Source organism: Streptomyces sp. RKAG293, assembly GCF_023701745.1.
Classification (GTDB): Bacteria; Actinomycetota; Actinomycetes; order Streptomycetales; family Streptomycetaceae; genus Actinacidiphila.
This window is the reverse complement of sequence record NZ_JAJOZB010000001.1, coordinates 8,911,857-8,937,240: the sequence shown is the minus strand read 5'-3', so window position 1 is coordinate 8,937,240 and position 25,384 is coordinate 8,911,857. Positions and strand designations below refer to the sequence as shown.

The window sequence follows — 25,384 nt, the reverse complement described above, 5'->3', positions numbered from 1 at the left end:
GTACGCGGACACCAGGCCGAGGCCGTAGCCGTTGCCCTTGGCGACCGGCACCAGGCCGGACCTCCGGTCGGGTCCGGTCGGCGGTCGCCCCCACTTGGGCGCGGCCACCGGCCGGCAGGAGACCCTGACTCACCGCCCGCGCCGCCTCATGTGGAGTGCGAAGGCCCGGTAGATCATCGGCCGCAGCGGCAGGTCCCACTCGCCGACGTATCCCACCGCCTGACCGCCGGTGCCTACCTTGAACTGGATCAGCCCGACGTGCGGGTCGTCAGCATCGAGGGTGGGAGTGATGCCGCGCAGGTCATAGACGTCGCAGCCGGCCGCCAGCGAGTCGCGGATCATCGCCCACTGGCAGGCGTTGGAACCGCGCACCTCACGCTTCTCAGTCGAGGACGCGCCGTAGGAATACCAGGCGTGGGCGCCTACCCGGACCAGGATGGTGGCAGCGACCAGATCGCCCTGGTGGTGGGCCAGATAGAGCTTGATCCGCTCGGGGTCCTCGGCGCTCAGCGCCGCGAACATGGTCTCGAAGTAGCGCAGCGGCCGGGGCGTGAAGTGGTCGCGGTCGGCGGTGTGCACGTAGAGGTCGTGAAACGCCTTCAGGTCCACACCGACGGTGACCTCGACTCCCTCCTTGGCCGCCTTCTTGATGTTGCGGCGCCATTGCTGGTTCATGCCCCTGAGCAGGTCGTCCTCAGTCCTGCCGGCCAGCGGAACCTCGTACTTGAACTGCGGATGCCCGACCCCGAACCCGTCCTCCGGGCTCTGCGGCAGCCAGCCGGCGGCCCTGAGCCGGCCGGTCACGCGGGCGCCGACCGGGTCGGCCCACTGGCTCCGCAGCTCGGTGAGCCGCTGGATGCCCGGGTCGGCGATGCCCTCTTTGACCTGGGCGGCGCTCCAGGTGTCCGTGCACACCGGCGGGCCGAGCCGGATCGCGAACGCGCCGTGCGCCTTGAGATGGGCCGTCAGCGGATCGAGCCACGCGCGGATCTCGCCGGTCCAGTCGATGACCGGGCCCTCGGGCAGATAGGCCAGCGTGAACCGGTCGAACCGCGGCACCGGTCGGTGCAGGACGAGCCCCGCACCGACCAGCCGCCGACCGTCGAACCAGCCGAGGGACTCGCTGCGCCACTCGGTCTTGACGCGCCCCCATGCCGGGGTCTGCAGAAAGCTGACCGACCGCTGTGTCCGCACGAACGCCAGGTGCTCGGCGGCGCTGATCGGTTCGACGGTCAGGCTCACGCCCGCGGTTCGTGCTGGTTCGCTGTAGGACATGCCTTCAGTCAAGGCGGCGTGGCGTTGTCGGCGCGTATGTGGTTTTCGATACGCCGACGATATGCGCCGGTGTTCACCGGCTATGTACCTGTCCTGGTGTTCACCAGCTGATTCCGGCCGCCACCGGCAGGTGGTCGCTGCCGGTGGCCGGGAGTGACCACGAGCTCTTCGGCTGCACGCCGCGGACCAGGATCTGGTCGATCCGCGCCACCGGGAACGTCGCCGGCCAGCTGAAGCCGAAGCCGTCCCCCGCCGCGTCCTGGACCGAGTGCAGCTGCGAGGTGATACCCGCGAACGCGCGGTCGTCCATGGTGCCGTTCAGGTCGCCGAGCAGCACCACTCGCTCGTTCCGCTCGGCCGCGATGGCCTTGCCGAGCGCCGGCACGCCTCTGTCCCGCGAGTCCGTCCAGAAGCCCGCTCTGGGATTCACCCGCACGGACCCCAGATGGGCCACGTACACCGCGAGCGGCCCGTGGTCGGTGGTCACCGTGGTGCGCAGCGCCCGGTTGTAGGCCATCTTGACCTCCGCCGGCTTGGCGTCCCCCAGCGGCCCGGCGTCCGTCTCGATGTCGACCGGCCGGGTGTCGGACAGTGGCAGCCTGCTCCACAGTCCGACCGTGCCCTGCACCGTGTGGTACGGGTACGCCGTCGCCAGCTCCTTCTCGTAGATGCCCTGGACCTGCTCGGTCAGCTCCTCCAGTGCCAGCAGCTCCGCACCGGAGGCGGCCAGGTCGCGGGCGGTGCCGGCCGGGTCGGGGTTGTCGGCGCCGACGTTGTGGCTCACCACGGTGAGGTCACTGCCCGGGTGGGACTTGTCGCCGAGCAGCCCGCCGAAGAGGTTCAGCCACACCGCCACCGGCAGCAGCAGCGCGACCGCCGCGGAGGCGGAGCGGCGCCACACCGCCCCGACCAGCAGCACCGGGATGAACAGCCCGAACCACGGCAGGAAGGTCTCCACCAAGCTGCCGAGGTGCCAGATCCGATTCGGGATCTCCGCGTGCAGCAGCATCAACAGGCCAATGAGCAGTGCCAGCGCCGCGAGCACCGGACCGCGTTTCCAGGGCTCCGGCCGGAAACCGAAGGGGGCATCCCCTGCTCGGGCCCGGCGGAGAGCTGCGGGAAGGATCGGCCGGCGAACGCCCACGCGCCGGGTCCCGCCCGTGCCCGCCGCCGGGACACCGGCTCCGGCTCCTGTCGCGCGGGTATCCGACGGGCTGTCCTGCGCCGTCTCCGGCGTTGGTGGGGTTCTGCTCATACCGTCAGTCAAGGCGGCGCGGTGTTGCCGGCGCGTATGCGGATTTCGATACGCCGACGATATGCGCCGCCCCGTAGCCTGCAGAACATGCGTGTGCTGATCGTCGAGGACGAGCCCTACCTGGCAGAAGCCATCCGCGATGGCCTACGTCTGGAAGCGATCGCCGCCGACCTCGCGGGTGACGGCGACACGGCTCTGGAACTGCTGGGCATCAACACCTACGACATCGCCGTCCTCGACCGCGACATCCCCGGACCGTCCGGCGACGAGATCGCCAAACGCATCGTCGCCTCCGGCAGCGGCATGCCGATCCTGATGCTCACCGCCGCCGACCGTCTCGACGACAAGGCCTCCGGCTTCGGCCTCGGAGCCGACGACTACCTCACGAAGCCGTTCGAACTGCAGGAACTCGTGCTCAGGCTCAGAGCACTCGACCGCAGGCGTGCGCACACCAGGCCTCCCGTCCGGGAGATCGCGGGTTTGCGCCTGGATCCGTTCCGCCGCGAGATCTACCGCGACGACCGCTACGTCGCGCTCACCCGCAAGCAGTTCGCCGTGCTCGAAGTCCTCGCCGCCGCCGAAGGCGGTGTCGTCAGCGCCGAGGAACTCCTGGAACGCGCGTGGGACGAGAACGCGGACCCGTTCACCAACGCCGTACGCATCACGGTCTCGGCGCTGCGCAAACGCCTCGGCGAACCCTGGATCATCACCACCGTGCCAGGCGTCGGCTACCGCATCGACACGCACCCCGGGGCCGGATATACGGGAGATGGCCGTGGATAGGGCACCTGGGATGAGCGTTCGCCTCAAACTCACCCTCAGCTACGCCGGATTCCTCATGGTGGCCGGTGCCTTGCTGCTCACGGCCGTGTGGGTGTTCCTCCTCCGTTATGTCCCCGACCGTGCGATGCTCATCAACCCCGATGACACCCCGACGCATGGTGTCTTTCCCATCCGGTCCGGCCTCCTGAACGTCTTCGCGCCGAGAGCAGCCGCGGTCATGGTGTTCCTGCTGATGTTCGGCCTCGTAGGAGGGTGGATCCTCGCCGGCCACATGCTGGCCCCCTGACCCGCATCACTCACGCCACCCGCATGGCCACGAACGGATCACTGTCCCACCGGATCCGGCTACCGGGCAGCAAGGACGAGTTCCGTGAACTCGCCGACGCCTTCGACATCATGCTCACGCGGCTCGAGGCACACGACGCCGAACAGCAGAGATTCGCAGCCAACGCCTCCCACGAGTTGCGCACCCCGCTGGCGATCTCGAAGGCACTGCTCGACGTGGCCCGCACCGATCCGAACCACGACACGGGTGAACTCGTCGACCGCCTCCACGCCGTCAACACCCGGGCCATCGACCTCACCGAGGCACTGCTCCTGCTCAGCCGCGCCGACCGACGGTCGTTCACCCGAGAACACGTCGACCTGTCCCTCATGGCGGAAGAAGCCACCGAGACGCTCCTCCCGCTCGCGGAGAAGCATGGCGTCACCCTCGAGACCAGCGGCGACATCGCCCCGACGAGCGGATCGCCGGCGCTCCTGCTGCAGCTGACCACGAACCTCGTACAGAACGCGATCGTCCACAACCTGCCGGAACACGGCAGCGTATGGGTCCACACCAGCGTCCGCCCCAGGACCGTGGTACTCACCGTCGAAAACACCGGCGAGCAGCTCACCCCCCGGCTGGTCTCGACGTTCACCGAACCCTTCCAGCGCGGCACTGAGCGCATCCACACCGACCAGACAGGCGTCGGTCTGGGCCTGGCCATCGTCAAAACCATCACCCAGGCACACGACGGAACCCTCACCCTCACCCCGCGCCCCGCCGGCGGGATCCGCATCGTCGTGGAACTACCTGCGACATTCCCGTACGCCGGCGGGTGAGGACGAGCAGCAGCCCGGCCGTGCGCCGTGCGGCCCGGGTCGCGGGCTCCTGGACCGGCTCGGGAACCGTTCCCCCGTATCCTGCGTGACCTCTTGATGTGAAGTCGGCCGGTGAGGGGACGCAATGAGAACGCGGACGATGGTGAGCGTGGCGGTAACGGCCTGTGCGGCGCTGGTGGTGTGCGGGTGCGGTCCGGAGAAGTCGAAGGAGAACGCGGACACGAAGCCTTCGCAGCCGTCCGCGTCCACGCGGACGAACGAACCGTCGGCCACGCCGTCGGCGTCCGCTCCGACCGCGAAGCCGTCGGCCACTCCGACCGGCGTCCAGCCCGCGCCCAGGACGAAGGAACGCGCGATCCAGCGGTACGAGCAGTACCTCCACGCCCTCGGCCATGAGGACATCCGCACGGTCTGCGAGGTGGCCGGGCCCGGCGCGAAGAAGGCGGAGGACAAGGGATTCGGCCCGTGCACGTCGACGTACGTCGTCGTGTTCCAGATGATCTCGCCCGCGCAGAAGAAGGCCCTGCAAAAAGCGACGGTCGACCCGCAGCGGGTCGTCGTGCGCACGCCCGACAAGATCGAGATGCCGCTCGAATCGGTCAGGTCCTCCGCCACCTTCTCCGAGAGCGACCTCGGCGACTACACCCTGGAGTACCTCAAGAAGGACTGGTACATCACCGACGGAACCTGACACGCGCTACGCCGAGTGCTCCGCACCCTCACCTTCTGTCGGCGGTGGCGTCCCTGCTGGTCCCGCTGGTCGGTCCGCGCTATTGGTTCAGACAATTAACAACGATGTCGTTTCCATCTCGTTAACATTTTACTTCTTGACGACATGGCAATCGCCGAGTTGACTCCCGTGAACCTCGGCCGCAGCCTTGCGGCCTCGTCAGGGAGGCAACCCAAAAATGAACGCGGTAATGCGTCGTGCCGTCATAGGCTCTCTTGCGGTAACGATGACCGTGTCCGCGGCCGCTTGTGGCGAGACGGGCGGCGGCAGCGGAGTCAGCCGCAAGGACAAGTCGATCGGCCTGCTGCTTCCGGACTACGCCACGAAGCGGTACGAGAAGTTCGACCGTCCGTTGATCGAAGGCAAGATCACGTCGCTCTGCCCCGACTGCAAGATCGCGTACGAGAACGCCGACGGTGACCCGGCGAGACAGGCGCAGCAGGTCCGCGACATGATCACCCAGGGCGTCAAGGTCCTGATCCTGAGCCCGCAGGACGCGGTCGGCATCAAGGCCTCGGTCCAGGAGGCCGTGGACAAGGGCGTCAAGGTCGTGGCCTACGACCGCTTCGCCCAGGGTCCGGTCTCCGCCTACATCTCCTACGACAACGAGAAGGTCGGCGAGCTGCAGGGCCAGGCCCTGCTCGACGCCATGGGCGACAAGGCGACCCCGACTGCCAACGTTGTCATGATCAACGGTGACGACTCCGACCCGAACGCCGCGCAGTTCAAGGCCGGTGCCCACAAGGCGCTCGACGGCAAGGTCAAGATCGCCTACGAGGAGAGCGGTCTGTGGAAGGACACCGTCGCGAACCAGAAGGTCACGGAGGCGATCGGCCGCCTCGGAGCCAAGAACATCGACGGTGTGTACTCCGCGAACGACGGCATGGCCGGCGGGATCGCCACCGCCCTCAAGGGCGCGGGCATCAACGTTCCGCTGACCGGTCAGGACGCCGACCTCGCCGGCATCCAGCGGATCCTGGCCGGCCGGCAGAGCAGCACCGTGTACAAGGCGTTCAAGCCCGAGGCCGACGCGACCGCCGAGATCGCGGTCAAGCTGCTCAACGGTGAGGACATCAAGGTCATCGCGGACACCGTCGCGACCAGCGGCTCCGGCACCACCGTGCCCGCGAAGCTACTCCCCGCGGTGTCGGTGACCAGGGACAACATCAAGGACACGGTCGTCAAGGATGCCGTGTATCTCGTGATGCAGATCTGCACCGCCGGCTACGCCGCCGCCTGCGAGGCGGCCGGCATCAACTAGAACCCCGGCCCCCACCACTCCCCCGGTGGCTCAGGCCCGGACCGCTGTGATGACCACGGGGGCCTCCTCGCCCCGGCGCCGATCATTTGGCATGAGCTTCAGCGTGAGGGTGGTGCCGTCCCAGGTGACGGGGAGTTCCCGCGCGGGGTCGGTGGTGGGGGCCGGTGACCAGCCGAGCTTGGCGGACGCACCCTTGGCCACCTGCTCCGGCACCCCGACCCCGGTCCAACCGGTGGTGTCTCCGCCGTTGTCATTCCCAGGATCGATCACCGAGAGCGTCCCCGCCGAGAAGCTGTACGTCCCCGAACGCTCGACGTCGTTCATGTGCCAGGCGCCGGCCGTAATGGTGATCGTCGAGTACGAATCGTGGGTCCGGCCCGCCGGCGTTATCGTCAGCTTCCAGGTGCCGCGCGCGAACGCGTCCAGGGCAACGGCCCCGACGGTGAGCTTGTCGCCGGATTTCCCGGAGTTCCCGGAGTTCTTCTTCCCGCCACAGGCCGCGACAGCGACAGTGACCAGCCCGATCCCTGCGTACCTGAGCGCAGCCCGTCGACCCACGATCCGTTCCAGCTGCCTGAGGTCAGCAAGCACGATGAAACACCCCTCCGGTCCGAAATCCCCATGACGCGCCCGCACAGCAGCGCAGCCCACACCCGATCCCGACGGATGCCTGCGCCGCGCTGAGGCAGCAACTCCCCTGCGATGAGGTGCCGCCCCCGGCACGACTCACACGGAGCGTGTCACACCCCGCCCCCCGGAGTACGGCGCTCGGCCCGATTCACCCACCAGTGCGGCACCTGTTCGGCTGGCCTGCCAACGGACCAGCCGGGACGAGGAAGCCCGAGCCTGCCAGCCGGCTCGCCTGCTGCCCGGATCACCCGGTACCGGCGTCAACTCGCCTGCTGGACAGGCTCCGTTCTGGCCCTCTCGGTGGTGATGGCCCAGCGTTCGTGGTCTCTCCACGCTCCGTTGATGAACTGGAAGTCGGGCGAATAGCCCTCCCTCCTGAAGCCGAGACGCTCGACCAGCTTCAACGACGGCGTGTTCTCCGGTTGGATGTTTGCTTCGAGCCGGTGCAACTCCAACGTGCCGAAGGCGAACTGCATGACGAGTGTCAGGCCTTCGGTCATATAGCCACGGCCGGTCGTGGATGCGTAGGCCCTATAGCCCAGAGTTCCGCTCTGGATGGTGCCCCGGACGATGTTGTTGACGTTGATGCCGCCCACGATCGCGCCGGTGTCCCGCAAACAGATGACGAAGCCTTCATGAGTGGGCTGCTCGAATCGCTTGAGGTAGGTCTCGAAGGATTCGGCGGTGGAATCCCGGGCCGACAGCCAGCGCTGCGACATCTCAGAGCTCTCGCGGCCCAGGACGTCGAGCTCCTCGTAGTCCTGACGACAGACGTGGCGGATGGCCACGCGTGGCCCCTGCACAAGGTACGTGGTGGAAGGCATCCGGGAGATCCTACGCGGGCTTCGCCCAGCGAAGGCATGCGCCGTTCGGCTCCCTCGTCACGTGGCCCGCACGCGGGCTCTTCCTGCCTGGCACCTCGACCTTCGTCGCAGAGCCGTGGAGCGCCGCCATAGGATGGGGCCCATGCGAGGGTGCTGCAGCTCCTGACCTGATCCCGCCGCCCGACCGCTGCGCTCACCCCCGTCGACATGTGCCCACCAGCCGAACGCAGCGCCATCGACGCGCTGTTGTGCGAGGGCGGCACGGTCATACAGCCAGCCGGGCAGCGGGCCAGACACCTCAAGGGAACCGACGTGACCACGGCACGCCCCGTCCAGCCGGTTCGGCCCGAAGGCACCGCGCCCGCGCAGGTCTGGTACGCCGCCTACGGGTCCAACATGCACATGAACCGCTTGATGTACTACCTCGGCGGCGGGCAGCCTCCCGGCGCAGCGCGCAGCTACCCCGGCTGCCGTGACAGCCGGCCGCCGGCGCTCTCCGTTCCCGTGGAACTGCGCGGCGCGCTGTACTTCGCCACCGAGTCCCCGGTGTGGACCGGCGGCCGGGCCTTCTACGATCCGCACGCCATGGGGCGCCTGTACGCCCGTGCCCACCTGGTGAGCGCAGAACAGTTCTCCGACATCGCAGCGCAGGAGATGCACCGGGAACCGGGAACGGACCTCGACCTCACCGAGGTCCTGCGCGACGGCGTGGCCACGCTGGGACGCGGTCCCTACGAGACGCTGGTGTGCCCCGGATCGCTCGACGGCATTCCCCTGCTCACGTTCACAGCCCCCTGGACGGTCGGCGAAGCCGAGTGGACGTCACCCTCAGCCGCCTACCTCCGGCACCTGGCCCGCGGACTCCTGGAGGCCGGAGCCTGGGACGTGCCCGCCATCTGCACCTATCTGCAGGCCTGCCCGGGTGCGGCGGGACACTGGAACGCACACCAGATCGCCGACCTCCTCGCCCAGTGAGCCACAAGACGATGAGCGTCCACCACTAGTGACCTGAGTCGGAGGTTTGGCGTTAGTTCGGTATGAGCCGTCCGGGTCCGAAGATTCCGCCGTTGTTACTGACTGAGCCCCAGCGGGCCGTGCTGGAGGGCTGGGTGCGTCGGCGCACAACCGCGCAAGCGTTGGCTCAACGGTCGCGGATCGTGCTGGAGTGCGCGGACGGTCACTCGATCATGGAGGTGTCCCGTCGTCTGCGGATCGCTCCGGACACGGTCCGCACCTGGCGGCGGCGCTTCCTGGAGAACGGCTTGGACGGCCTGTGTGACGAGCCCAGGCCGGGTGTCCCGCGGAAGATTACCGACGCGGATGTGGAACGAGTGATCGTCAGGACGCTCGAGGAGACGCCGAAGAACGCAACGCACTGGTCGACCCGTTCCATGGCCGCAGCCACGGGCATGTCGCAGTCGACGGTCTCAAGGATCTGGCGGGCGTTCGCCCTGGCCCCGCACCGCTCGCAGACCTTCAAGCTTTCGACGGACCCGTTCTTCATCGACAAGGTCCGCGATGTCGTCGGCCTCTATCTCGATCCGCCGGAGAAGGCCCTGGTCCTCTGCGTGGACGAGAAGTCGCAGATCCAGGCCCTGGACCGGTCACAACCGGTGCTGCCGATGATGCCCGGCGTTCCAGAACGCCGCAGCCACGACTACATTCGCGCCGGCACCACGACGCTCTTCGCGGCACTCGAGGTCGCGACCGGCAAGGTGATCGGATCACTGCACCGCCGCCACCGGGCCATCGAGTTCAAGAAGTTCCTGGCCAAGCTCGACAAGGAAGTCCCGGCCGGGCTCCAGGTGCATCTGATCCTCGACAACTACGCGACCCACAAAACACCCGAGATCAAGAAGTGGCTGCTGGCCCACCCGCGCTTCCACCTGCACTTCACACCCACAAGTGCGTCGTGGCTGAACCTGGTCGAGCGGTGGTTCGCCGAGCTCACACAGAAGAAACTCAAGCGCGGAGTCCACCGCTCCGTCCAAGCCCTCGAACGCGACGTCCGAACCTGGCTGGCCGACTGGAACGACCAACCCCGGCCCTTCATTTGGACGAAGACCGCTGACGAGATCCTCGACAAGGTCGCCGCCTACTGCCACCGAATCTCTGACTCAGGTCACTAGGGTCTGTCGTCTGGATCTCCGCGGCGTCGCGGTGTCCAGCACGCACATCTGCCGCGTTGTCGTCGGACGCTCCGCGTCGCCTCCCTCCTCCGCCTTGCAGCTGCACGCACCGGACACCGCTCCTTCCCCCACGGAGATCCAGACGACAGACCCTAGTCGCGTGGGAAGCGCACTCCGTCCAGGCACTGCTGAATGAACGCCGGGGGACGCACCGACAGAATCGCGTCGGAGAACAGCGCCACGGCAAGCAGTGCGGTGGGCCACCACGGGTCGGGAGTACTGATCATGGTTGAGTCCCTTCGTGGTGGACGACGAAATGGATGACTTCCTGGAACTGGGCGATCGCGGCCTGCTGGTCGAGGGCGCCGTTGCCGACGGTCATGAGGATGCCCAGGTAGGCGAAGTAGAGGGTGCGCGCGCCGGCGCCCGCCTCGGTGGCGGTGAGCGGCGTGCGGGCCAGGAGGGTCTCGAGCTCGGTGAGCAAAGCCCGAGCGAGGGCCTGGAAGACCTCTGATGGATGGGTGCCGCGCACGATGACCGCGGCGTATTCCCGGGACAGCCCGAGGTCGAGGGCGAAGTAGGCGATGAAGGGTTCGACGAGGTTCAGGACCTCCTGGGCCGCCGCGGCGGGGAGCAGCGGTGTCATGTCGCCCTGCTCGTCCCGACCCTCCCGGCTGTGGCGCACAGCGGCGATCCAGATGTCGAAGATGGCGACGAGCAGGGCGTCCTTGTCGCCCGCTGACATGACGGTGCCGGTACTCACTTGGGCATCGGTGGCGATCTGGCGGATGGTGCTGGCGCCGAATCCCCGCTCGCGGAAGAGTCGTTCGGCCGATGACAACACTCTGCGTCGCGTCGCCTTCCGTTGCGCCGCTCTCGACTGAACATGTTCAGTGAACATGTTCAGGACGACAGGACGTGAGAACCGCGCGCACAAGAGGGCCCGACCCGACAAACATTCACGCCGCGTGAACGACCGTCAGGCGCGGCAACGCAGCATCGTCAGCGGAGGGTTGTCGTGGAGATCCGCCCAGAACTCCTCACCGAACGCGGCCACGCCGGGATCGGACACCGTCAGCGGAACCCAGGTCGACTCGGAGAAGCCGGCCGCCTGCAGAGACTTCTCGTAGACCTCGCGGTGGGGCGGGGTGGCGACGAACGAGATCGGCGGGTCGAGGAGCGCGGTGACCCGCACACGCGGCCCGAGATCGGACACCTCGCCGGTCGATTCGCAGCGGAACCCGTACTTGTCCAGGGGCGGCCCGTCGAAACGGAACTCGGGGCTCTGCATGAAGACGAAGAACTCGGCACCGTCCGCCAGGCTGCGGTGGATGTTGCGGCACATCCGCTCGATCGTGGCGACGTCCTCGGCGTAGTTGAACAGCTGGACCGCGACCGCGATGTCGAAGTACTTCGCGACGTCGCGCAGTTCGGCCACGTCGCCCACCTCGTAGCGCACGCCCAGCGGATCGCCGTCCTCCAACGCCTGCGCTGCGGCCACCATCTCACCGGAGATGTCCACTCCGAGCACCTCTGCCGCGCCGCGCCGCTTGAACTCCCGGCTGTAGAAGCCGGTGCCGGACGCCAGGTCGAGGACCGACTTTCCGCGCACGTCTCCGACCATCGCCAGAAAGCTGGGCACCTCCCCGTACTGCGCCAGCGGCAGGGTCTTGAAGCCCTCGAACGCCTCACCGATCTCGTCGTACAGCTGCGTGCTCATGGTGCTGTCCTCTCCCGCGCTTCGTCATATCCGTGGCCGGCCGGTTCCTCGGGAACCGCCAGGGCCTCTGGCGGACACTCTCCCCCCGCCCCGCAGGACAGCCGTATTGGCAGAAGACACAAAGATCGCGGACATCGTCCCGGCCTTCGTACGGGCCCGGAATGCGTGCACTGCAGCCCGCGGGTACCTCCTCGCGGTGCGGTCGGCCTCGACGAGGTTGCAGGCCGGGGCGTAACGGAACCACCCGTCCCCCGGCGGAACGACGCCCCAACCCCTTGCGGATCTGCGCCTGTTCATAGCCCCGGAGAGGAACATGTCCCGGCGACCGTCAAAGAGTCCTGACAACATCGCCGGGCTGCCCACGACTGCTCATCCGCGCTGTTCAACCCGGCGCTGATCCACGGCCGCGGCGTTCTCCAGGTGGCGGCGCGGCCGAGGTCACGGCGCCGGCTCGGGGCGCCGGGCCAGGACGGCGCCCAGCAGGAGGCCGGCGGCGATGGCCGTCACGAGGGTGATCATTTTGGTGAGGTCGTGGAAGCCCTGGATGGGGTAGCCGCCGGCCAGTGCGGTCAGCCCGCGCATGCCCAGGGAGCCGACGGTGAGGGTGAAGAATCCCGGCAGCAGCAGCACGATGCGTGGGGGTTGAGCGGGTCTGGCGGCCAGCCAGGTGGTGACCAGGCCGAGCAGTACGGCGGCGGTGAACGTGCCGCCGACCTCACCGATCAGCTTGGTGCCCGCGGTCTGCACACCCACGGTGGCGTACACCAGCACCAGGAGGATGCCCAGCAGCCTGACGGGGATGGCGAAGGCCAGAACGGTGCCGACGGTGAAGACGATCCAGGCCAGGAACAAGGCCCAGCGCGGCAGGTCGCCGTGGGCCGCCACGTCGAACAGCGCATGCCGTGATCTGCCGGTGATCACCAGTCCGAGGATGACTCCGAGGTAGAGCTGGACGAGCAGGAAGACCGCGTAGACCAGGCGGATCGCGCCCGTGGTGAGGAATCCGGCGGCCAACTCCGCGGTGGCCGCGCTGAGATAGTCGCCGGGAACGAAGTAGAAGAGAGCGGGCAGCATCAGCAGCACCGGGCCACCGTGTGCGGGCGTGCGGGCGAACGCCTCCAGCGTGATGAGGGAGACGGTGGCCGCGGCCACCAGCGGCAGCACCATGGCGAGTCTCGGCAGCCGCCCGGCGGCAACGGCCAGGGACGCGGTCACGGTGCCGAGGACGGCGGTGGTCCACACCTCGTACCAGGTGGGCTGCATCAGGGGTGCGAATCCGATGGCGAACAGGACGATGCCGGTCAGCTTGAGCCACCATGGGTACGGCGGCGGGGCCGACGTGATCGCTGCCAGCCGGCGGCCGGCCTCCGCGGCGCCCATTCGCCCTTCGGCAACCTGCGCGATCAGCGGCTTGAGCGCGATGACCCGGTCCAGCCGGAAGACCTCGGGAAAGCCGCGGACCGCGACGGTGGTCACCTGCCCGTGCGAGGCGATCGTGACGGTGGCGGCGTCGGGAACGACCAGCAGGCCGGCCTCGGCTTCCAGCCCGCGTGCCGCAGCCGTCACGGACCACTCGATCTGCTCCGCGCCCTCTCCGCTGGTCGTCAGCAGCAGCCGGGTCAGGCCTGCCAGGAACGCCGTCGTCTCCGGGTGGCGGTCGTCCGGTCGGTCCATGGCGGCCTCCCCGCGGCTGGCGCTGGGCGACGCCCGCACCCTCACAGCGTCGACCGCGCGTCGTCGATCGGCAGCCAGGGTGCGCCGTGCGGGTGACGGCCCCTTGCCGCCGCTACCACCAACCTGACTCGCGAATTCGAGCGACAGGAGGGCAGGGTTCATGGACGATGACGGCTCACGACTGATCGCTGACAGCAGCCGCCCTGCCGTTCGTCGCCGCGCTCGCCGCCGACCCGGCCATGGGCGTGCGGGTCACCCTCGTCGAGTTGCTGGCGGCCATGCAAGCCCCCGCTCTGGCGGACGAGGACTGGACCGCGACGTGGGCACTTCTGGCGGACCCGGACCCGGATCCGGCAGTACGGCGGGCGGCGATCCCGCTCGCGGGCGGGGGTGCGCGGCTCCTTGGGCGGTGCCGGGTGGAGAGCGACCCGGCCGCTCGGCTGCCGGTGCTGCTCGCCCTCGGCGAGGCCGCTTCCGGCAGGACCGGGCGCGACGCGGACGACGCGCGGGCGGTGGTGGCCGGCCTGCTGGCCGGGGACGATCCCGGTGACCCTCCCTGAACCAAGAGTGGACCGTAGGGGCGACGACTCTGTCAATCGATGATTGAAGAATAGCCATTTTGTGCATCTTCAAGCACGAATTGAGCGAGACTTGGCACGCCCTCTCGCGGCGGCGACCATCCCCTCACATGGGCCAGGAGGTAGGACGGCCCCTGCTCGGAGCCGACTTGATGCGATTGCGCGTGCCCTTGACCGTCCGTCCCGCGCGTGCCAGGCTCCCCGGCACGCAAGGTGGTTTAGACCACCGGTGCCCGGTCCCTAGCCGGCCCCTGAGCCACCGCCCGTCTCTCCTCCCCATGACCTGCGGGGCAGGAGAACCGCTGTCAGCGTCCTCCTGCTCCCCACCTGTACGGAGACTCTTCGTGAGACTGACACTGAGACGACTCGCCGGATCACTCCTAGGCGGAGTTCTACTGGCCGTTCCGCTGGCCGGCACAGCAAGCAGTGCACCGGCAGCGACAGCGGCGGAGGCGGTGAACACCGCGCCGCCCGGGGTCGTGCCGGCGCTCCAGGAATGGGCCGGCGGAACAGGGCGGCTGGTCCTCACGTCGACCAGCCGCATCGTCGTTCCGAGCGGATCCCCCAGCAGCCTGCAGAATCTGGCCACGCAGGTCGCCGCCGAGGCGGCCGAGCTGACGTCCCTGCACCTGGGGGTCGCCACCGGCACGGCCGGGGCAGGAGACATCGCTCTGCGCATCGACCCGGCTGCCGACTTCGGAGCGGCCAAGACCGCGTTGCGGCCCGAGGCATACCGGTTCAGCGCCGGCACCACCTCCGTCGACATCGTCGGCGGGAGCTCCAAGGGCGCCTTCTACGGCACCCGCACGCTGCTGCAGGCCATCCTGGGCTCGCCCGACCACGCCAGCGTTCCGGTGGGCACCGCGGTGGACTACCCGAACTACGCCGTGCGCGGGTTCATGCTGGACGTGGGCCGCCGCTACTTCACCCCGCAGTTCATCCAGTCCTACCTGCACTGGATGGGGTGGCTGAAGCTCAACACCCTGCAACTGCACCTGAACGACAACGAGATCAGTCCGCCGAACGGCGACTGGTCCCAGGCCCAGTCCGCCTTCCGGCTCAAGAGCACCAACCCCGCCTTCGCCGGTCTGGCCGCCACCGACGGCTCCTACACCCGAAGCGACTGGGACGCCTTCGAGACCACGGCAGCCGCCAACAGCGTCACGCTCGTCCCCGAGATCGACTCGCCCGCGCATGCCAGGGCCTTCATCAAGTTCCGTCCCACGCTGGGCCTCAACGGCGGCAATTCCGATCACCTGGACCTGAGCAAGCCGGCGACCACCACCTTCATGAAGAGCGTGTTCGCCGAGTTCGCGCCCTGGTTCCAGGGTCCGACCGTGCACATCGGGGTCGACGAGTACCCAGCCTCGCTGGCCGGCCAGTACCAGACCTACATCAACACCCTGGCCCCCTACGTGCGCTCCCTCGGAAAGACCGTCAACGCCTGGGGCAGCTTCACGCAGATGTCCGGCGGCGGTGCCGGCTACGACAAGGGCATGGTCATCAACAGCTGGAACAACGGCTGGTACGGGCCCAAAGCGGCGATCGCCGACGGCTACAAGGTCATCAACTCCAACGACGGCCTGCTCTATGTGGTGCCGTTCGCGAACTATTACCACGGTCAGGGGCTGGACGGTCAGTCCATCTTCACGAGCTGGGCGCCGAACGTCTTCGGAGGCGGCCAGGACCTCGCAGTCCAGGACCCGAACCTTCTCGGGGCGATGCCCGCGGTGTGGAACGACCTGGTCCACGCCACCTACTCCGAACTCGATGTCCACGGACTGATCGAGAAGAGCTTCAACGCCCTCGCGCAGAAGATGTGGTCCGGTGGCGCCGCCGGCACCGACTACACCGCCTTCCTCCACCAGGTGATCACCGTCGGCCAGGGCCCCGGCACCGCCTACCTGCCCGACACCCTCCAACCCCAACCCACACCGGGCGACCTGGCCTACAACCGTCCGGTGACGGCGTCGTCCGTCGAGACCCCGGCGTTCCCCGCGGCCTACGCCGTCGACGGAATCGAGACCACCCGCTGGTCCAGCGCCTACAGCAACAACCAGTGGTTGCAGGTCGACCTCGGCGGCGCCCGGCAGTTCTCCTCGGCACGGCTGAACTGGGAAGCGGCGTACGGGAAGGACTACAACATCCAGACCTCCAACGACGGCTCCACCTGGAACACCGTCGCCCAACGCCGCGGCCTGACCAGCGCCGGCCCCGACACCCTGACCTTCCCCACCACCACAGCACGCTACGTCCGCATGCAGGGCATCACCCGCGCCACCGCCTACGGGTACTCCCTCTACTCCCTCCAGATCATGCCCTGAGCCCGAACCCTCTCAGCGCGACCTCGGATCCTCACGACCCGGCGAAGGGGCGGTCAGGGGTGGTCGGGCGGGCAAGAACCTGGCCGCCGCCTCCTCCGCCCCGTGCCCCCCATGCCCCCGGTGGGTGCTCGGCGATCTTGCCTGCGACGTCCACGGCGATCTCGATCGCCCGTGCCGCGAGTGGGGAGTGGGTGCGACCCGCCTGCCACAGCAGGAAGATCTCACGTGGCGGGAGCGCCGGACCGAGTTCGTGGACGCACAGCAACTCATCAGTTCCGACATCGGCACCGTGGAGGGCGAGGTGTGGCAGTACCGCCACACCCATGCCGGCGCGCACCATCGACAGCACCGTTTCGTTGCCCGCGGTGCGGAACACGATCCGCGGGCGCACCCCGTGGCGGGCGAGCGTCTGCTCCAGCCGGGCCTGGTCGCAGATCGGTGGGTGCGCCACCATCGGTGCGGCGTCGAGTCGGGCCGGATCCACCGGTCCGTCGGGGAAGGTGCCGCGGCGGGCCACCAGTAGATAGGGATCGTCGAGCAGTTTAAGGTGTTCGACGTCGCCGTCGATGCGGCCGTCGAAGAACATCAGGTCGAGTTCACCGACGTGTGGCCGGTCGGTCTCCTCCTCGAACAGCCGGATGTCGCAGCCGGGGTGCTCGTCCCGGAGTCTGCGGACGACCAGCGGCAGGATCACGTTGGACACGCTCTGGAACGTGCCGATGTCGACCCGGCCATCACCGGCCTTGAACCGGTCCACGGCCGCTGCCATCACCTGGGCCTTCGCCAGCAGATCGCGTCCGTGCGCCAGCACCAGGGCGCCGAGCGGGGTGATCCGCACCGGTTTCGGCCCGCCCGGCCGGTCGAACACGGCGCCGCCGACAGCTTTCTCCAGAGCCGCGATCTGTTGACTCACCGTCGACTGGGTGTACCCGAGCCGCGCGGCGGCCCGCCCGAACGAGCCCTCGTCGTCGACGGCGGCCAGTGTGGTGAGATGCCGCAGTTCGACGTCAGCCATGCGGGCCGGACCCCCTCGCAACCGAAAGACATCGTAGATCATGATTGATGTGATCTAATTCTATCGCTTTTCGCGATGGACTGCCTCGCCTAGCGTGGGGTTCATGACCGATCACCTGTCCCACGGCGAGCGGCTCGTCGAGATCAACGATGTCGAGCTGTGCGTCGAGACCTTCGGAAGCCCCGCGAACCCGGCAGTCCTGCTCGTCGATGGTGCGGCCGCCTCCCTGCTGTGGCGGGAACACGACCTGCCGAGACCGTTGTGGGACGTGTTCGCAGCCGCTCTGATCCAGCACACCTCAGGAGGTAGGCCATGACCCGGTTGCGTTCGGCGCTCTGGCTGCCGATATTCGACGAACTCGCCGAACCGGCGGTGGTCGCACGTCTCGCCGCCGAGGCGGAGGAGGCCGGCTGGCACGGCGTGTTCGTATGGGACCACCTGCGCTGGCGGGCGCCGATCCGGCGGGTGGCCGACCCGTGGATCACACTGGCCGCGATCGCCACCGCCACCGAACGCCTTCGGCTCGGCCCCATGGTCACACCACTCGCCCGCCGCAGACCGTCCAAGGTCGCCAGGGAGACCGCGACGCTGGACCGGCTCAGCGGTGGCCGCCTCACCCTCGGCGTCGGTCTCGGCAGCGACCGCTTCGCCGACGAGCTGCGCGCGACCGGCGAGGAACTCGACGACCGGCGGCGGGGGCAGATGGTCGACGAGTCCCTGGAGATCCTCACCGCCGCATGGTCGGGCAGGCCGGTGCACCACCACAGCCGGCACTACACCGTCGACGGCATCTCCTTCCTCCCCCGACCGGTGCAGCGGCCCGGCGTCCCGGTGTGGGTCGCGGGACTTCCCGGCAACGTCAAACCGCTGCGCCGCGCAGCCCGGCACGACGGCTTCTTCCCGGTAAATCTGGAACACCCGGACCAGCTCGCCGACATCGTCGCCGGCCTCACCGAGCTCCGTGGGTACAGGGCGACCCCGTACGACATCGCCGTCGCCCTCCCACCCGGCACCGATCCGACGCCCTACGCCAAGGCGGGCGCCACCTGGTGGCTGACGGAGTTCCCGCCGGAGACGGTGTCGCTGGACCAGGTGCGAGGCGTACTGCGCGACGGGCCGGTGGAGCCCTGAGACATCGGCATCCCCACGACCGACGACATGTCGCAAATATCGAAACCAGTATCGAGAGGATACGGTGACCGTGATGTCCGACCAGCAGGGACCCCAGACGCCGCCGAGCTCCGAGCCCACCGCGGCTGAGCACGGGACCGGACGCACCGAACTCTTCGACTACGACGCGGAGTTGCGGCTGCACAACGAACACCTCCGCGCCGCTGCCCGCGTCGGCTCCGGCGACCGTGTGCTCGACATCGGCTGCGGCACGGGCCGGACCACGCGTGAGGCCGCCCGCGCCGCCGTCACCGGAAGCGCGCTGGGCGTCGACGTGTCCGCGCCCATGCTCGAACGGGCCATGCGGCTCAGCGACGACCAGGGACTGCCCAACGTCACCTACCAACAGGCGGACGCGCAGGTCCACCGCTTCCCGCCGGAGCATTTCGACCTCTGTATCAGCAGGTTCGGAACGATGTTCTTCGCCGACCCGGTCGCCGCGTTCACCAATATCGGGAGCGCCCTGCGCCCGGCAGCGCGCCTGGTACTGCTGGTGTGGCAGAACCGCGACCGCAATGAATGGGCCTCGGCGCTCCGCCGGAGTCTCACCCCCGCGACAGACACACCCAGCCCTCCCCCCTCCGGTCCTGACGCTTTCTCACTCGCAGACCAGGACATCACGGAAGGCATCCTGACGGCGGCAGGCTTCACGGACGTCACCTTCACCGACGTGCACGAGCCCGTCTACTACGGCCCGGACACCGCCACCGCCTTCGACAGTGTGCTCCGCCTGCTGAAATTCCAGGACCTGCTTGCCGACCTCGACGCCGCGACGGCCGAGCAGGCACGCACACGGCTACGCGCCACCCTTGCCGCTCATGACACCGGCAGCGGCGTGTACTTCGACTCACGTGCCTGGATCATCACAGCCCGCCGCCACTGACCACCACGGTGAGGCACCGTCCCAACGACATTGGCGGCTACCGTCGCCAAGCGTCGCCGACCAGGGGTCGACGCTCTCCTCAGCCCTTCAGTCCCGTCTGGGCGAGCCCTTCCACGAAGTGCCGCTGGGCGAAGGCGAACACGATCAGGACGGGAACCGCCGACATCGTGGCCGCGGCCAACTGGACGTTCCACATGGGGCCGCCGTAGTTGTCGACGAACTGCGTCAGCGCCGCGGCAGGGTGAACAGGCTGCGGTCGGACAGATACGCCACCGGCTCCAGGTGGAGATTCCACGACTGGAGGAAGGAGATGATCGCGACCGCGGCCAGCGCCGGCCGGTCCAGCGGCAGCGCGACCCGGAAGAACGTACCGAATCTGCCGAGGCCGTCGACACGGGCCGCGTCCTCCAGCATCGGTCGTTTCCCTTCGCGCACCCGCTAGTCGCTCTCGGCGCTACCAGCGCTGCCCACATTGTCGGCGTTGTCAGCCCTGTCGGCACCGGCCGAGGACCACACGCCGAACCACTGCTCGGCGCCGAACTCCTCGAACCGCCCCACCTCGGTGAACCCCAGCTTCGCCGCGAGGCGCACCGAGCGGTCGTTGGCGGTCTGGGTGCAGAGCACCACCGGCTCGCCGGGAAGCGCGCCGGCGAACCAGTCGAGCGCCGCTGCGCCCGCCTCGGCGGCGTACCCGCATCCCCACGCCTCCGGCAGGAACATGTAGCCGAGCTCGGCCTCCCCGCCATCCGGACGGACGTGGCCCGGACGCTCCGCGTCGCGCCGATCGAGCGTGACCATGCCGATCATCGCTCCGTCGAGATCGATGACGAAGAGGCCGGGGCGCCGTCTGGGCACCTCAGGCACCGCGCGCTCGAGCTCATCACGCGCTCGGGGCCACCGAGGTAGGTGCCCACCGCTGGCGAGGCCAACAGCTCGATGGACGCCGGACGGTCCCGGGCCTCGGGCTCGCGGAGTACGAGCCGCTCGGTCCTGATCGGGGCAGGTGGCCAGGCGACGGGTCCGAGCTCAGTCATGCCGGCCAACCTAACCAGCAGGCTCGGCAGCGATCAAGGCCGACGGACCGGTCGACCCACCGGCCGGAGCCCCACCTTCGCCAACGGGCCTGCAGCCACTCCTGTCAGAGACGCGGCCCGGCGGACCCCGTGCCGTCAAGCCGGCCGCCCCACCTCACCGGACGCTGCGCGCCGCACGGCACGCGAGCGGGCCCCCGATCGTGATCGGGAGCCCGCATGGTCACTACCTCTGCCCGCTGTTCACACCCGGCGCAGTGCGGAGCGGCCCGCGAAGCGCGCCGCGTCGCCCAACTCCTCTTCGATCCTGATGAGTTGGTTGTACTTCGCCGTGCGGTCGGAGCGGGAGAGCGAGCCGGTCTTGATCTGACCGCAGCCGGTCGCCACCGCCAGATCCGCGATGGTGGTGTCCTCGGTCTCGCCCGAGCGGTGCGACATGACAGCCGTCCAGCCCGCCTGGTGTGCCGTGGCCACCGCGGTCAGCGCTTCGGTCAGGGTCCCGATCTGATTGACCTTGACCAGGACCGAGTTGCCGACGCCGGTGCGGATGCCCTCGCGCAGCAGCGTCTCATTGGTGCAGAACACGTCGTCGCCGGTGAGCTGGCAGCGGTCGCCGACGCGGGCGGTCAGCTCGCGCCAGCCGTCCAGGTCGTTCTCCGCCATCGGGTCCTCGATGGAGACGACCGGGTAGGTGTCGATGAGTTTGGCCAGGTAGTCGGCGTTCTCGGAGGGGGTGCGGCGCACCCCCTCACCCCTGTAGTCGTACACCCCGTCGCGGAAGAACTCCGACGACGCCGGGTCCATGACCAGGCCGATGTCCGTGCCGGGGCGGTAGCCGGTGCGCTCGATGGCGGCCATCACGAAGTCGAGCGCCTCCTCAGCGGTACGCAGCGCGGGCGCGAAGCCACCCTCGTCGCCGACGCCCGTGGAGTGTCCGGCGGCCAGCAAATCGCGGCGCAGGGTGTGGAAGACCTCGCTGCCCATGCGAACGGCTTCGGCGAAGGTGTCCGCGCCCACGGGCACGATCATGAACTCCTGGAAGTCCAGCGGATTGTCGGCGTGGGCGCCGCCGTTGACGATGTTCATCATCGGCAGCGGCAGCAGGTGAGCGTCCGGGCCGCCGAGGTAGCGGTAGAGGGGCTGGCGGTGGGCCGCCGCGGCGGCCTTGGCGGCGGCGAGGGAGACGCCGAGGATCGCGTTGGCGCCGAGCCGGGACTTCGTGGCGGTGCCGTCGAGGGCGACCAGCGCGGCGTCGAGACCCGCCTGGTCCGCCGCGTCCCGGCCGCGCACGGACGCCGCGATCTCCCCGTTGACGTGGGCCACCGCGCGGTCGACGCCCTTGCCGTGCCAGCGCGCGGGGTCTCCGTCGCGCAGTTCCACGGCCTCCCGGGCACCGGTGGAGGCGCCGGAGGGGACAGCCGCGCGCCCCAGGGACCCGTCCGCCAGGACGACGTCGACCTCGACCGTGGGGTTGCCCCGGCTGTCGATGATCCGGCGGGCGGTGACGGTCTCGATGGCGGCGTCGACGGTTCCGGCTGCCTTTGCGGACATGGGAGGTCCTTCCCGTTGTCGTGTGCCGTGGCCCCGGCTGCGACAGCGCTGGCGCTGAGCCCGACAACACCAAACCATACAGCAATGCTGCCCAGTTTTGCTGTACAGCATTGCTGTACAGGCCAGGTGCGCAGCTTTGCTGACCAACGGGGTAAAGTGCCCTATGCCCACCCCGGAAGCCGCCGCCATCGCCGCCGAACTGCGCACCGCGATGGGCAAGCTCACCCGACGCGTCAAACACGAGGACCGCATCCCGCTGGGCCAGGTCGCCGTGCTCGGCACCCTCGACCGCGACGGCGCCATGACCACCAGCGACCTCGCCACCGATCAGCGCGTACGGCCCCAGTCGATGGCCCGCGCGGTGGGGCTTCTCATGGAACAGAACCTGATCACGCGCCGGGCGCATCCCACAGACGGCCGAAAGTCGCTGGTCGAGCTGTCGGACGCGGGCCGGGCCGCGCTCGAAGCGGAACGCGGCCGCAGGGTCGGCTGGCTCGCGCAGGCCATCGAGGCCGAACTCACGGACGAGGAGCAGACGTTGCTGGCACTCAGCGCCGCCCTGCTGGAGCGGCTCGCCACACGTTAGTTCCCCGACAGGCAACGGTGGCCGCACCTCGGTCGCCGTGGTGGAGCAGGGACGCTCGTGGTGGCCGTCTCCTCCGGGAGGTACCGGCACACTCAGATGCCTTGTGCTTCCCGCTTCCCGTCCAACACACTTCGGATATGCGCGTCGGGTTGGGTTTTGACCACTGGACCTGGGCTGTCGGCCTCGGCGTGTATCTGGTGTGCTGTGTCCTGGCCTGGCTCGCCGAGCGGCGAGGGGCAGGCGGGCGGTGCGAGAGGCTCAGGCGAGGATCGCTCGGCGGCTTGCCGAACTTGAGGCCGCGCTACCCGTGGCGCCCGATGCCGATCTGGCGTTGAACCCGGCTGAACTGGGGTATCTGGCCGACGGCTCGGTTGGGGCCATGCGGGCCAGCCTCGCGTGGCTGTGCCAGAGTGGCGCGATCGCCGAGTACCCCGACCTCAGCGCAGCGACCGCGCTACCTGCGGGAAGCTGGCCGTTGGCTCAGGCGATCCATGTGGCGGCCTCGGACACGCTCTCGCTGCGACGGTTGAACCCGTCCTACCGGGTCTACTACCAGCCGGATACCGACACTCCCCGGATCGACACATCAGCGACAGAACTGGCCGCGAACCTACAGCGCCAGAATCTGCTCCATAAGGGGCACGGACATCCCCAGGAGCGTTGGTCACGATGGCCCGCCATCGTGGCGTGGGGCGCGGCTCCGGTCGCCGGTACGGAACTGCTTCTCGACGGCTTCTGGTCGGCCGCGCTGATCGTCGCAGCCGCGGTGATCATGCTGTACAGCACGTACGGCCTGGTGAGGGCACCTCTGGATCCGGACGGCACGACTCAGGTGGGAATGAGCCTCCTCCGGCAGGCGCGAGAACGCCACTCGGCGCTGCGTCCGGAGCACAGACCCCACTACCGGAGCTTCACTCCGGACCTGCTGGCCACCGCCGTGGCCCTCTTCGGGTACGAGGTGCTCAAGAGCCAACACCCGAACCTGTACGAACTGGTCACCACGGAACCCTTCATCGGACTTGAGGACTACGGACCCTACGACTCGGGGACCTAACGCAGCGACGCCGGCAGACGCGAGCATCCAACCGCCGCCACGGGAGTGGCCGTTGACGTCCAACAGCCACTCCCCCAGGTCGATGACCGTCCTCCCGCGATCTGCGTTACGGGGGAACGGTTGCCGTCGGCCCGTCAGCAGACTTTGTAGTCGACCTTCGTCGAGTTGTAGGAGCACGCGCTCTGCACGCTGCCGGTGGAGCGGCGCAGGGTGGCGGTGTCCTTGTCGTTGTTCCAGACGTAGGCGGCGCGGCCCTGGTAGAGGTGTGCGCTGTTGTTGGTGCCCTTGCCGGTGTGGACGGCCACGATGGCACCGGCCTTGAGGGTGACGGCGGGGAAGGTGTAGCGGTGGTTGGAGGCGTCCGTCAGCGTCCATCCCTTGAGGCTGACCGATGTTGCGGTGGAGTTCTTCAGCTGGACCCACTCGGCGTCGAGGCTGGCGTTGCCGCCGAGGTCCGAGCCTGGCGAGTCGTAGTAGACCTTGTACAAGTGCACGGAGCCGACCGCTTGGGCCGGACCGGCCGTCAGGAGCGTGGCACACCCGGCAACTGCCGCCGACACAGCGGCAACAGAGCGAAATCGAGACATGAGGGGGCACCGATCATCCGGGCGCGATGCCTATGGCATCGCACGGAACGCTCAGCATAGGCGCCTCTCACCCTCCCATTGCGCGCTGTTACCGTCCCGCTACACGGGCGGGGTGCTGCCGCAGGCGGGGCCGCGATTCGCCTGGAGTCGATGCTCAACTGGTCTCTTCAGCTCCCGCCGGGGTGCTCGACCGCTGGTCGACCGATGCGGTGAGGCGTTGCAGTGCAGCATGGGCGGGTGGGCCCCAGGTGGGCTTGCCTCCGGGACGGCCGTGGACGCCGGCGTCGAACGCCCGCCACCCGATACAACGTCGCCAAAACCGTCGAACGAAACGACGGCGGTAACCCGATGAGGACGACCGGGTCGCACTCGAGCCCCCTACCCGGCCTCGTCCACGCGGAAGGCGCGCCGGTAGGCGGCGGGCGTGGTGCGCAGGGACTCGTGGAAGCGTCGGCGCAGGTTGACGGCCGAGGACAGGCCGGCCCGGCGCGCGATGGTCTCCACGGGCCGGTCGGTCTCCTCCAGCAGCGCCCGGGTGGCGGCGATCCGCCGGTCCAGCAGCCGGCGTCCGGGGCTGCTGTCCGGCCCGTTGTGGCCGCCGCCAGGGCACTACAGGATCATCACCGTTATTCTGGAGGTATGACGCATCCGTCGCAGAACACCGCGAACGGACCGCCGGACGCGCTTGCGGCCGCCCGGACGGCGGTCGGCGGGTATCTGGATCAACAGGTGGCGGCCGGCACGTCCGGCGCCGCGGACCAGCTGAGCCGATGGCAGGTCACGGGGACCACCGACGACAGCATCGCCGAGGCGACCGCGCAGGCGGCCTGGGACCAGGTCGGCGAAAAGCCCAGCGGTCTGTACGTCACCGGTCTGGAGGACCTGCGGAAGGAGTACGCCCGGCACTGGCAGGAGGCCGATCTCGTCACCCGCGGGTTGCGGCACCTCGGCCATGATGTGGCCGGACTCGACATCCCGCACGCCCCGGACGACGAGGGCGCATGAGTACGCCGTAGACGTTCGTCCCGAGTCGCCGTGGTGCTACGCCGCGGTCCGCAGTCGTCTGCCCCACGGGGACGCGATGGCGGGGATGGCGGGGATGGCGAGCAGCGAGGCGACTGAGAACGGCCGCTGCGCCATGTCACTGTCCCTCGGGCAGGTTCAGCTGCCAGGAGACGCCGAAGCGGTCGTTCACCCAGTCGAACTTCGCGGCTGGTGCG

The 25,384-nt window shown here is 68.8% G+C and carries 24 protein-coding genes and 4 pseudogenes; 14 read left to right on the top strand and 14 right to left on the bottom strand.

Annotated features, from left to right (window positions below; genetic code table 11):
* Positions 1–129: 129 nt before the first annotated feature.
* Together LNW72_RS39395 and LNW72_RS39390 are read right to left on the bottom strand one after the other, a co-directional pair.
* The gene (locus LNW72_RS39395; protein WP_285369904.1) at positions 130–1,275 is read right to left on the bottom strand and encodes a peptidoglycan bridge formation glycyltransferase FemA/FemB family protein; all 1,146 of its coding nucleotides are present in this window, start codon (positions 1,273–1,275) and stop codon (positions 130–132) included.
* Between the two features lie 100 nt (positions 1,276–1,375).
* On the bottom strand, positions 1,376–2,530 hold the full coding sequence (locus LNW72_RS39390; protein ID WP_250979821.1) for an endonuclease/exonuclease/phosphatase family protein: 1,155 nt from the start codon (positions 2,528–2,530) through the stop codon (positions 1,376–1,378).
* 87 nt (positions 2,531–2,617) lie between these two features.
* Between LNW72_RS39390 and LNW72_RS39385 the strand changes: the two genes are divergently transcribed.
* From LNW72_RS39385 to LNW72_RS39370, 4 genes and pseudogenes are all read left to right on the top strand, one after another.
* Positions 2,618–3,313 (top strand): response regulator transcription factor, encoded by a 696-nt coding sequence (locus tag LNW72_RS39385; protein ID WP_250979820.1) that lies wholly within the window; start codon positions 2,618–2,620, stop codon positions 3,311–3,313.
* 10 nt (positions 3,314–3,323) lie between these two features.
* Positions 3,324–4,417: pseudogene (locus tag LNW72_RS39380) on the top strand (sensor histidine kinase).
* Positions 4,418–4,541: 124 nt separating this feature from the next.
* Positions 4,542–5,108 (top strand): hypothetical protein, encoded by a 567-nt coding sequence (locus tag LNW72_RS39375; protein WP_250979819.1) that lies wholly within the window; start codon positions 4,542–4,544, stop codon positions 5,106–5,108.
* Positions 5,109–5,337: 229 nt separating this feature from the next.
* Positions 5,338–6,408, top strand: a complete 1,071-nt coding sequence (locus LNW72_RS39370) for a sugar ABC transporter substrate-binding protein (RefSeq protein WP_250980478.1) — start codon at positions 5,338–5,340, stop codon at positions 6,406–6,408.
* A 30-nt stretch (positions 6,409–6,438) separates the two neighbouring features.
* Here the strand turns inward: LNW72_RS39370 and LNW72_RS39365 are convergent, their stop codons facing one another.
* Together LNW72_RS39365 and LNW72_RS39360 are read right to left on the bottom strand one after the other, a co-directional pair.
* Positions 6,439–6,966: a hypothetical protein gene (locus tag LNW72_RS39365; RefSeq protein WP_250979818.1), complete on the bottom strand. Its 528-nt coding sequence runs from the start codon at positions 6,964–6,966 to the stop codon at positions 6,439–6,441.
* Between the two features lie 332 nt (positions 6,967–7,298).
* Positions 7,299–7,862, bottom strand: a complete 564-nt coding sequence (locus tag LNW72_RS39360; RefSeq protein WP_250979817.1) for a GNAT family N-acetyltransferase — start codon at positions 7,860–7,862, stop codon at positions 7,299–7,301.
* Positions 7,863–8,174: 312 nt separating this feature from the next.
* Here LNW72_RS39360 and LNW72_RS39355 point away from each other — a divergent pair, with 312 nt between their 5' ends.
* Both LNW72_RS39355 and LNW72_RS39350 read left to right on the top strand, forming a co-directional pair.
* A complete protein-coding gene (locus tag LNW72_RS39355) occupies positions 8,175–8,837 on the top strand; it encodes a histone deacetylase (RefSeq protein WP_250979816.1) in 663 nt (220 codons plus the stop codon).
* A gap of 62 nt (positions 8,838–8,899) precedes the next feature.
* Positions 8,900–9,991 (top strand): IS630 family transposase, encoded by a 1,092-nt coding sequence (locus LNW72_RS39350; protein WP_250973875.1) that lies wholly within the window; start codon positions 8,900–8,902, stop codon positions 9,989–9,991.
* Between the two features lie 152 nt (positions 9,992–10,143).
* On the opposite strand, the gene LNW72_RS41465 is transcribed toward LNW72_RS39350, so the two are convergent.
* The 4 genes from LNW72_RS41465 to LNW72_RS39335 all read right to left on the bottom strand — a co-directional run bounded on the left by LNW72_RS41465 (position 10,144) and on the right by LNW72_RS39335 (position 13,385).
* On the bottom strand, positions 10,144–10,278 hold the full coding sequence (locus LNW72_RS41465) for a hypothetical protein (protein ID WP_285369903.1): 135 nt from the start codon (positions 10,276–10,278) through the stop codon (positions 10,144–10,146).
* On the bottom strand, positions 10,275–10,892 hold the full coding sequence (locus tag LNW72_RS39345; RefSeq protein ID WP_285369902.1) for a TetR/AcrR family transcriptional regulator: 618 nt from the start codon (positions 10,890–10,892) through the stop codon (positions 10,275–10,277). Before LNW72_RS39345 ends, LNW72_RS41465 begins: the two co-directional genes overlap by 4 nt.
* A gap of 78 nt (positions 10,893–10,970) precedes the next feature.
* A complete protein-coding gene (locus LNW72_RS39340) occupies positions 10,971–11,711 on the bottom strand; it encodes a class I SAM-dependent methyltransferase (protein WP_250979814.1) in 741 nt (246 codons plus the stop codon).
* Between the two features lie 438 nt (positions 11,712–12,149).
* Positions 12,150–13,385, bottom strand: coding sequence for a threonine/serine exporter ThrE family protein (locus LNW72_RS39335; protein WP_250979813.1), 1,236 nt, complete (start codon positions 13,383–13,385; stop codon positions 12,150–12,152).
* A gap of 239 nt (positions 13,386–13,624) precedes the next feature.
* Between LNW72_RS39335 and LNW72_RS39330 the strand changes: the two genes are divergently transcribed.
* Together LNW72_RS39330 and LNW72_RS39325 are read left to right on the top strand one after the other, a co-directional pair.
* On the top strand, positions 13,625–13,945 hold the full coding sequence (locus tag LNW72_RS39330) for a hypothetical protein (protein WP_250979812.1): 321 nt from the start codon (positions 13,625–13,627) through the stop codon (positions 13,943–13,945).
* A gap of 362 nt (positions 13,946–14,307) precedes the next feature.
* Entirely contained in the window at positions 14,308–16,287 is a 1,980-nt protein-coding gene (locus tag LNW72_RS39325) for a family 20 glycosylhydrolase (RefSeq protein ID WP_250979811.1), read from the top strand.
* A 31-nt stretch (positions 16,288–16,318) separates the two neighbouring features.
* Here the strand turns inward: LNW72_RS39325 and LNW72_RS39320 are convergent, their stop codons facing one another.
* Complete coding sequence (locus tag LNW72_RS39320; RefSeq protein ID WP_250979810.1) at positions 16,319–17,302, bottom strand: LysR family transcriptional regulator; 984 nt, start codon at positions 17,300–17,302, stop codon at positions 16,319–16,321.
* Positions 17,303–17,405: 103 nt separating this feature from the next.
* On the opposite strand from LNW72_RS39320, the gene LNW72_RS41895 reads away from it, so the two are divergent.
* From LNW72_RS41895 to LNW72_RS39305, 3 genes are all read left to right on the top strand, one after another.
* Entirely contained in the window at positions 17,406–17,618 is a 213-nt protein-coding gene (locus LNW72_RS41895) for a hypothetical protein (RefSeq protein ID WP_308402121.1), read from the top strand.
* On the top strand, positions 17,615–18,433 hold the full coding sequence (locus tag LNW72_RS39310; RefSeq protein WP_250979809.1) for an LLM class flavin-dependent oxidoreductase: 819 nt from the start codon (positions 17,615–17,617) through the stop codon (positions 18,431–18,433). Before LNW72_RS41895 ends, LNW72_RS39310 begins: the two co-directional genes overlap by 4 nt.
* 73 nt (positions 18,434–18,506) lie before the next feature.
* Positions 18,507–19,355: a class I SAM-dependent methyltransferase gene (locus LNW72_RS39305; protein WP_250979808.1), complete on the top strand. Its 849-nt coding sequence runs from the start codon at positions 18,507–18,509 to the stop codon at positions 19,353–19,355.
* Between the two features lie 79 nt (positions 19,356–19,434).
* Here LNW72_RS39305 and LNW72_RS42210 read toward each other — a convergent pair.
* From LNW72_RS42210 to eno, 3 genes and pseudogenes are all read right to left on the bottom strand, one after another.
* Positions 19,435–19,766 (bottom strand): annotated as a pseudogene (locus tag LNW72_RS42210) (carbohydrate ABC transporter permease); the annotation flags it as partial.
* 27 nt (positions 19,767–19,793) lie between these two features.
* Positions 19,794–20,389 (bottom strand): annotated as a pseudogene (locus LNW72_RS39295) (GNAT family N-acetyltransferase).
* Positions 20,390–20,629: 240 nt separating this feature from the next.
* On the bottom strand, positions 20,630–21,937 hold the full coding sequence (gene eno / locus LNW72_RS39290) for a phosphopyruvate hydratase (RefSeq protein WP_250979806.1): 1,308 nt from the start codon (positions 21,935–21,937) through the stop codon (positions 20,630–20,632).
* Positions 21,938–22,100: 163 nt separating this feature from the next.
* Between eno and LNW72_RS39285 the strand changes: the two genes are divergently transcribed.
* Both LNW72_RS39285 and LNW72_RS39280 read left to right on the top strand, forming a co-directional pair.
* On the top strand, positions 22,101–22,523 hold the full coding sequence (locus tag LNW72_RS39285; RefSeq protein ID WP_250979805.1) for a MarR family transcriptional regulator: 423 nt from the start codon (positions 22,101–22,103) through the stop codon (positions 22,521–22,523).
* A gap of 247 nt (positions 22,524–22,770) precedes the next feature.
* Positions 22,771–23,577, top strand: a complete 807-nt coding sequence (locus LNW72_RS39280; protein WP_250979804.1) for a TIGR04222 domain-containing membrane protein — start codon at positions 22,771–22,773, stop codon at positions 23,575–23,577.
* Positions 23,578–23,711: 134 nt separating this feature from the next.
* Here the strand turns inward: LNW72_RS39280 and LNW72_RS39275 are convergent, their stop codons facing one another.
* Together LNW72_RS39275 and LNW72_RS39265 are read right to left on the bottom strand one after the other, a co-directional pair.
* Positions 23,712–24,164, bottom strand: a complete 453-nt coding sequence (locus tag LNW72_RS39275) for a lamin tail domain-containing protein (protein WP_250979803.1) — start codon at positions 24,162–24,164, stop codon at positions 23,712–23,714.
* A 378-nt stretch (positions 24,165–24,542) separates the two neighbouring features.
* Positions 24,543–24,728, bottom strand: a pseudogene (locus tag LNW72_RS39265) (helix-turn-helix domain-containing protein); the annotation flags it as partial.
* A gap of 75 nt (positions 24,729–24,803) precedes the next feature.
* Between LNW72_RS39265 and LNW72_RS39260 the strand changes: the two are divergent.
* Positions 24,804–25,169, top strand: a complete 366-nt coding sequence (locus LNW72_RS39260; protein WP_250979802.1) for a hypothetical protein — start codon at positions 24,804–24,806, stop codon at positions 25,167–25,169.
* The last annotated feature ends 215 nt before the right edge of the window (positions 25,170–25,384 follow it).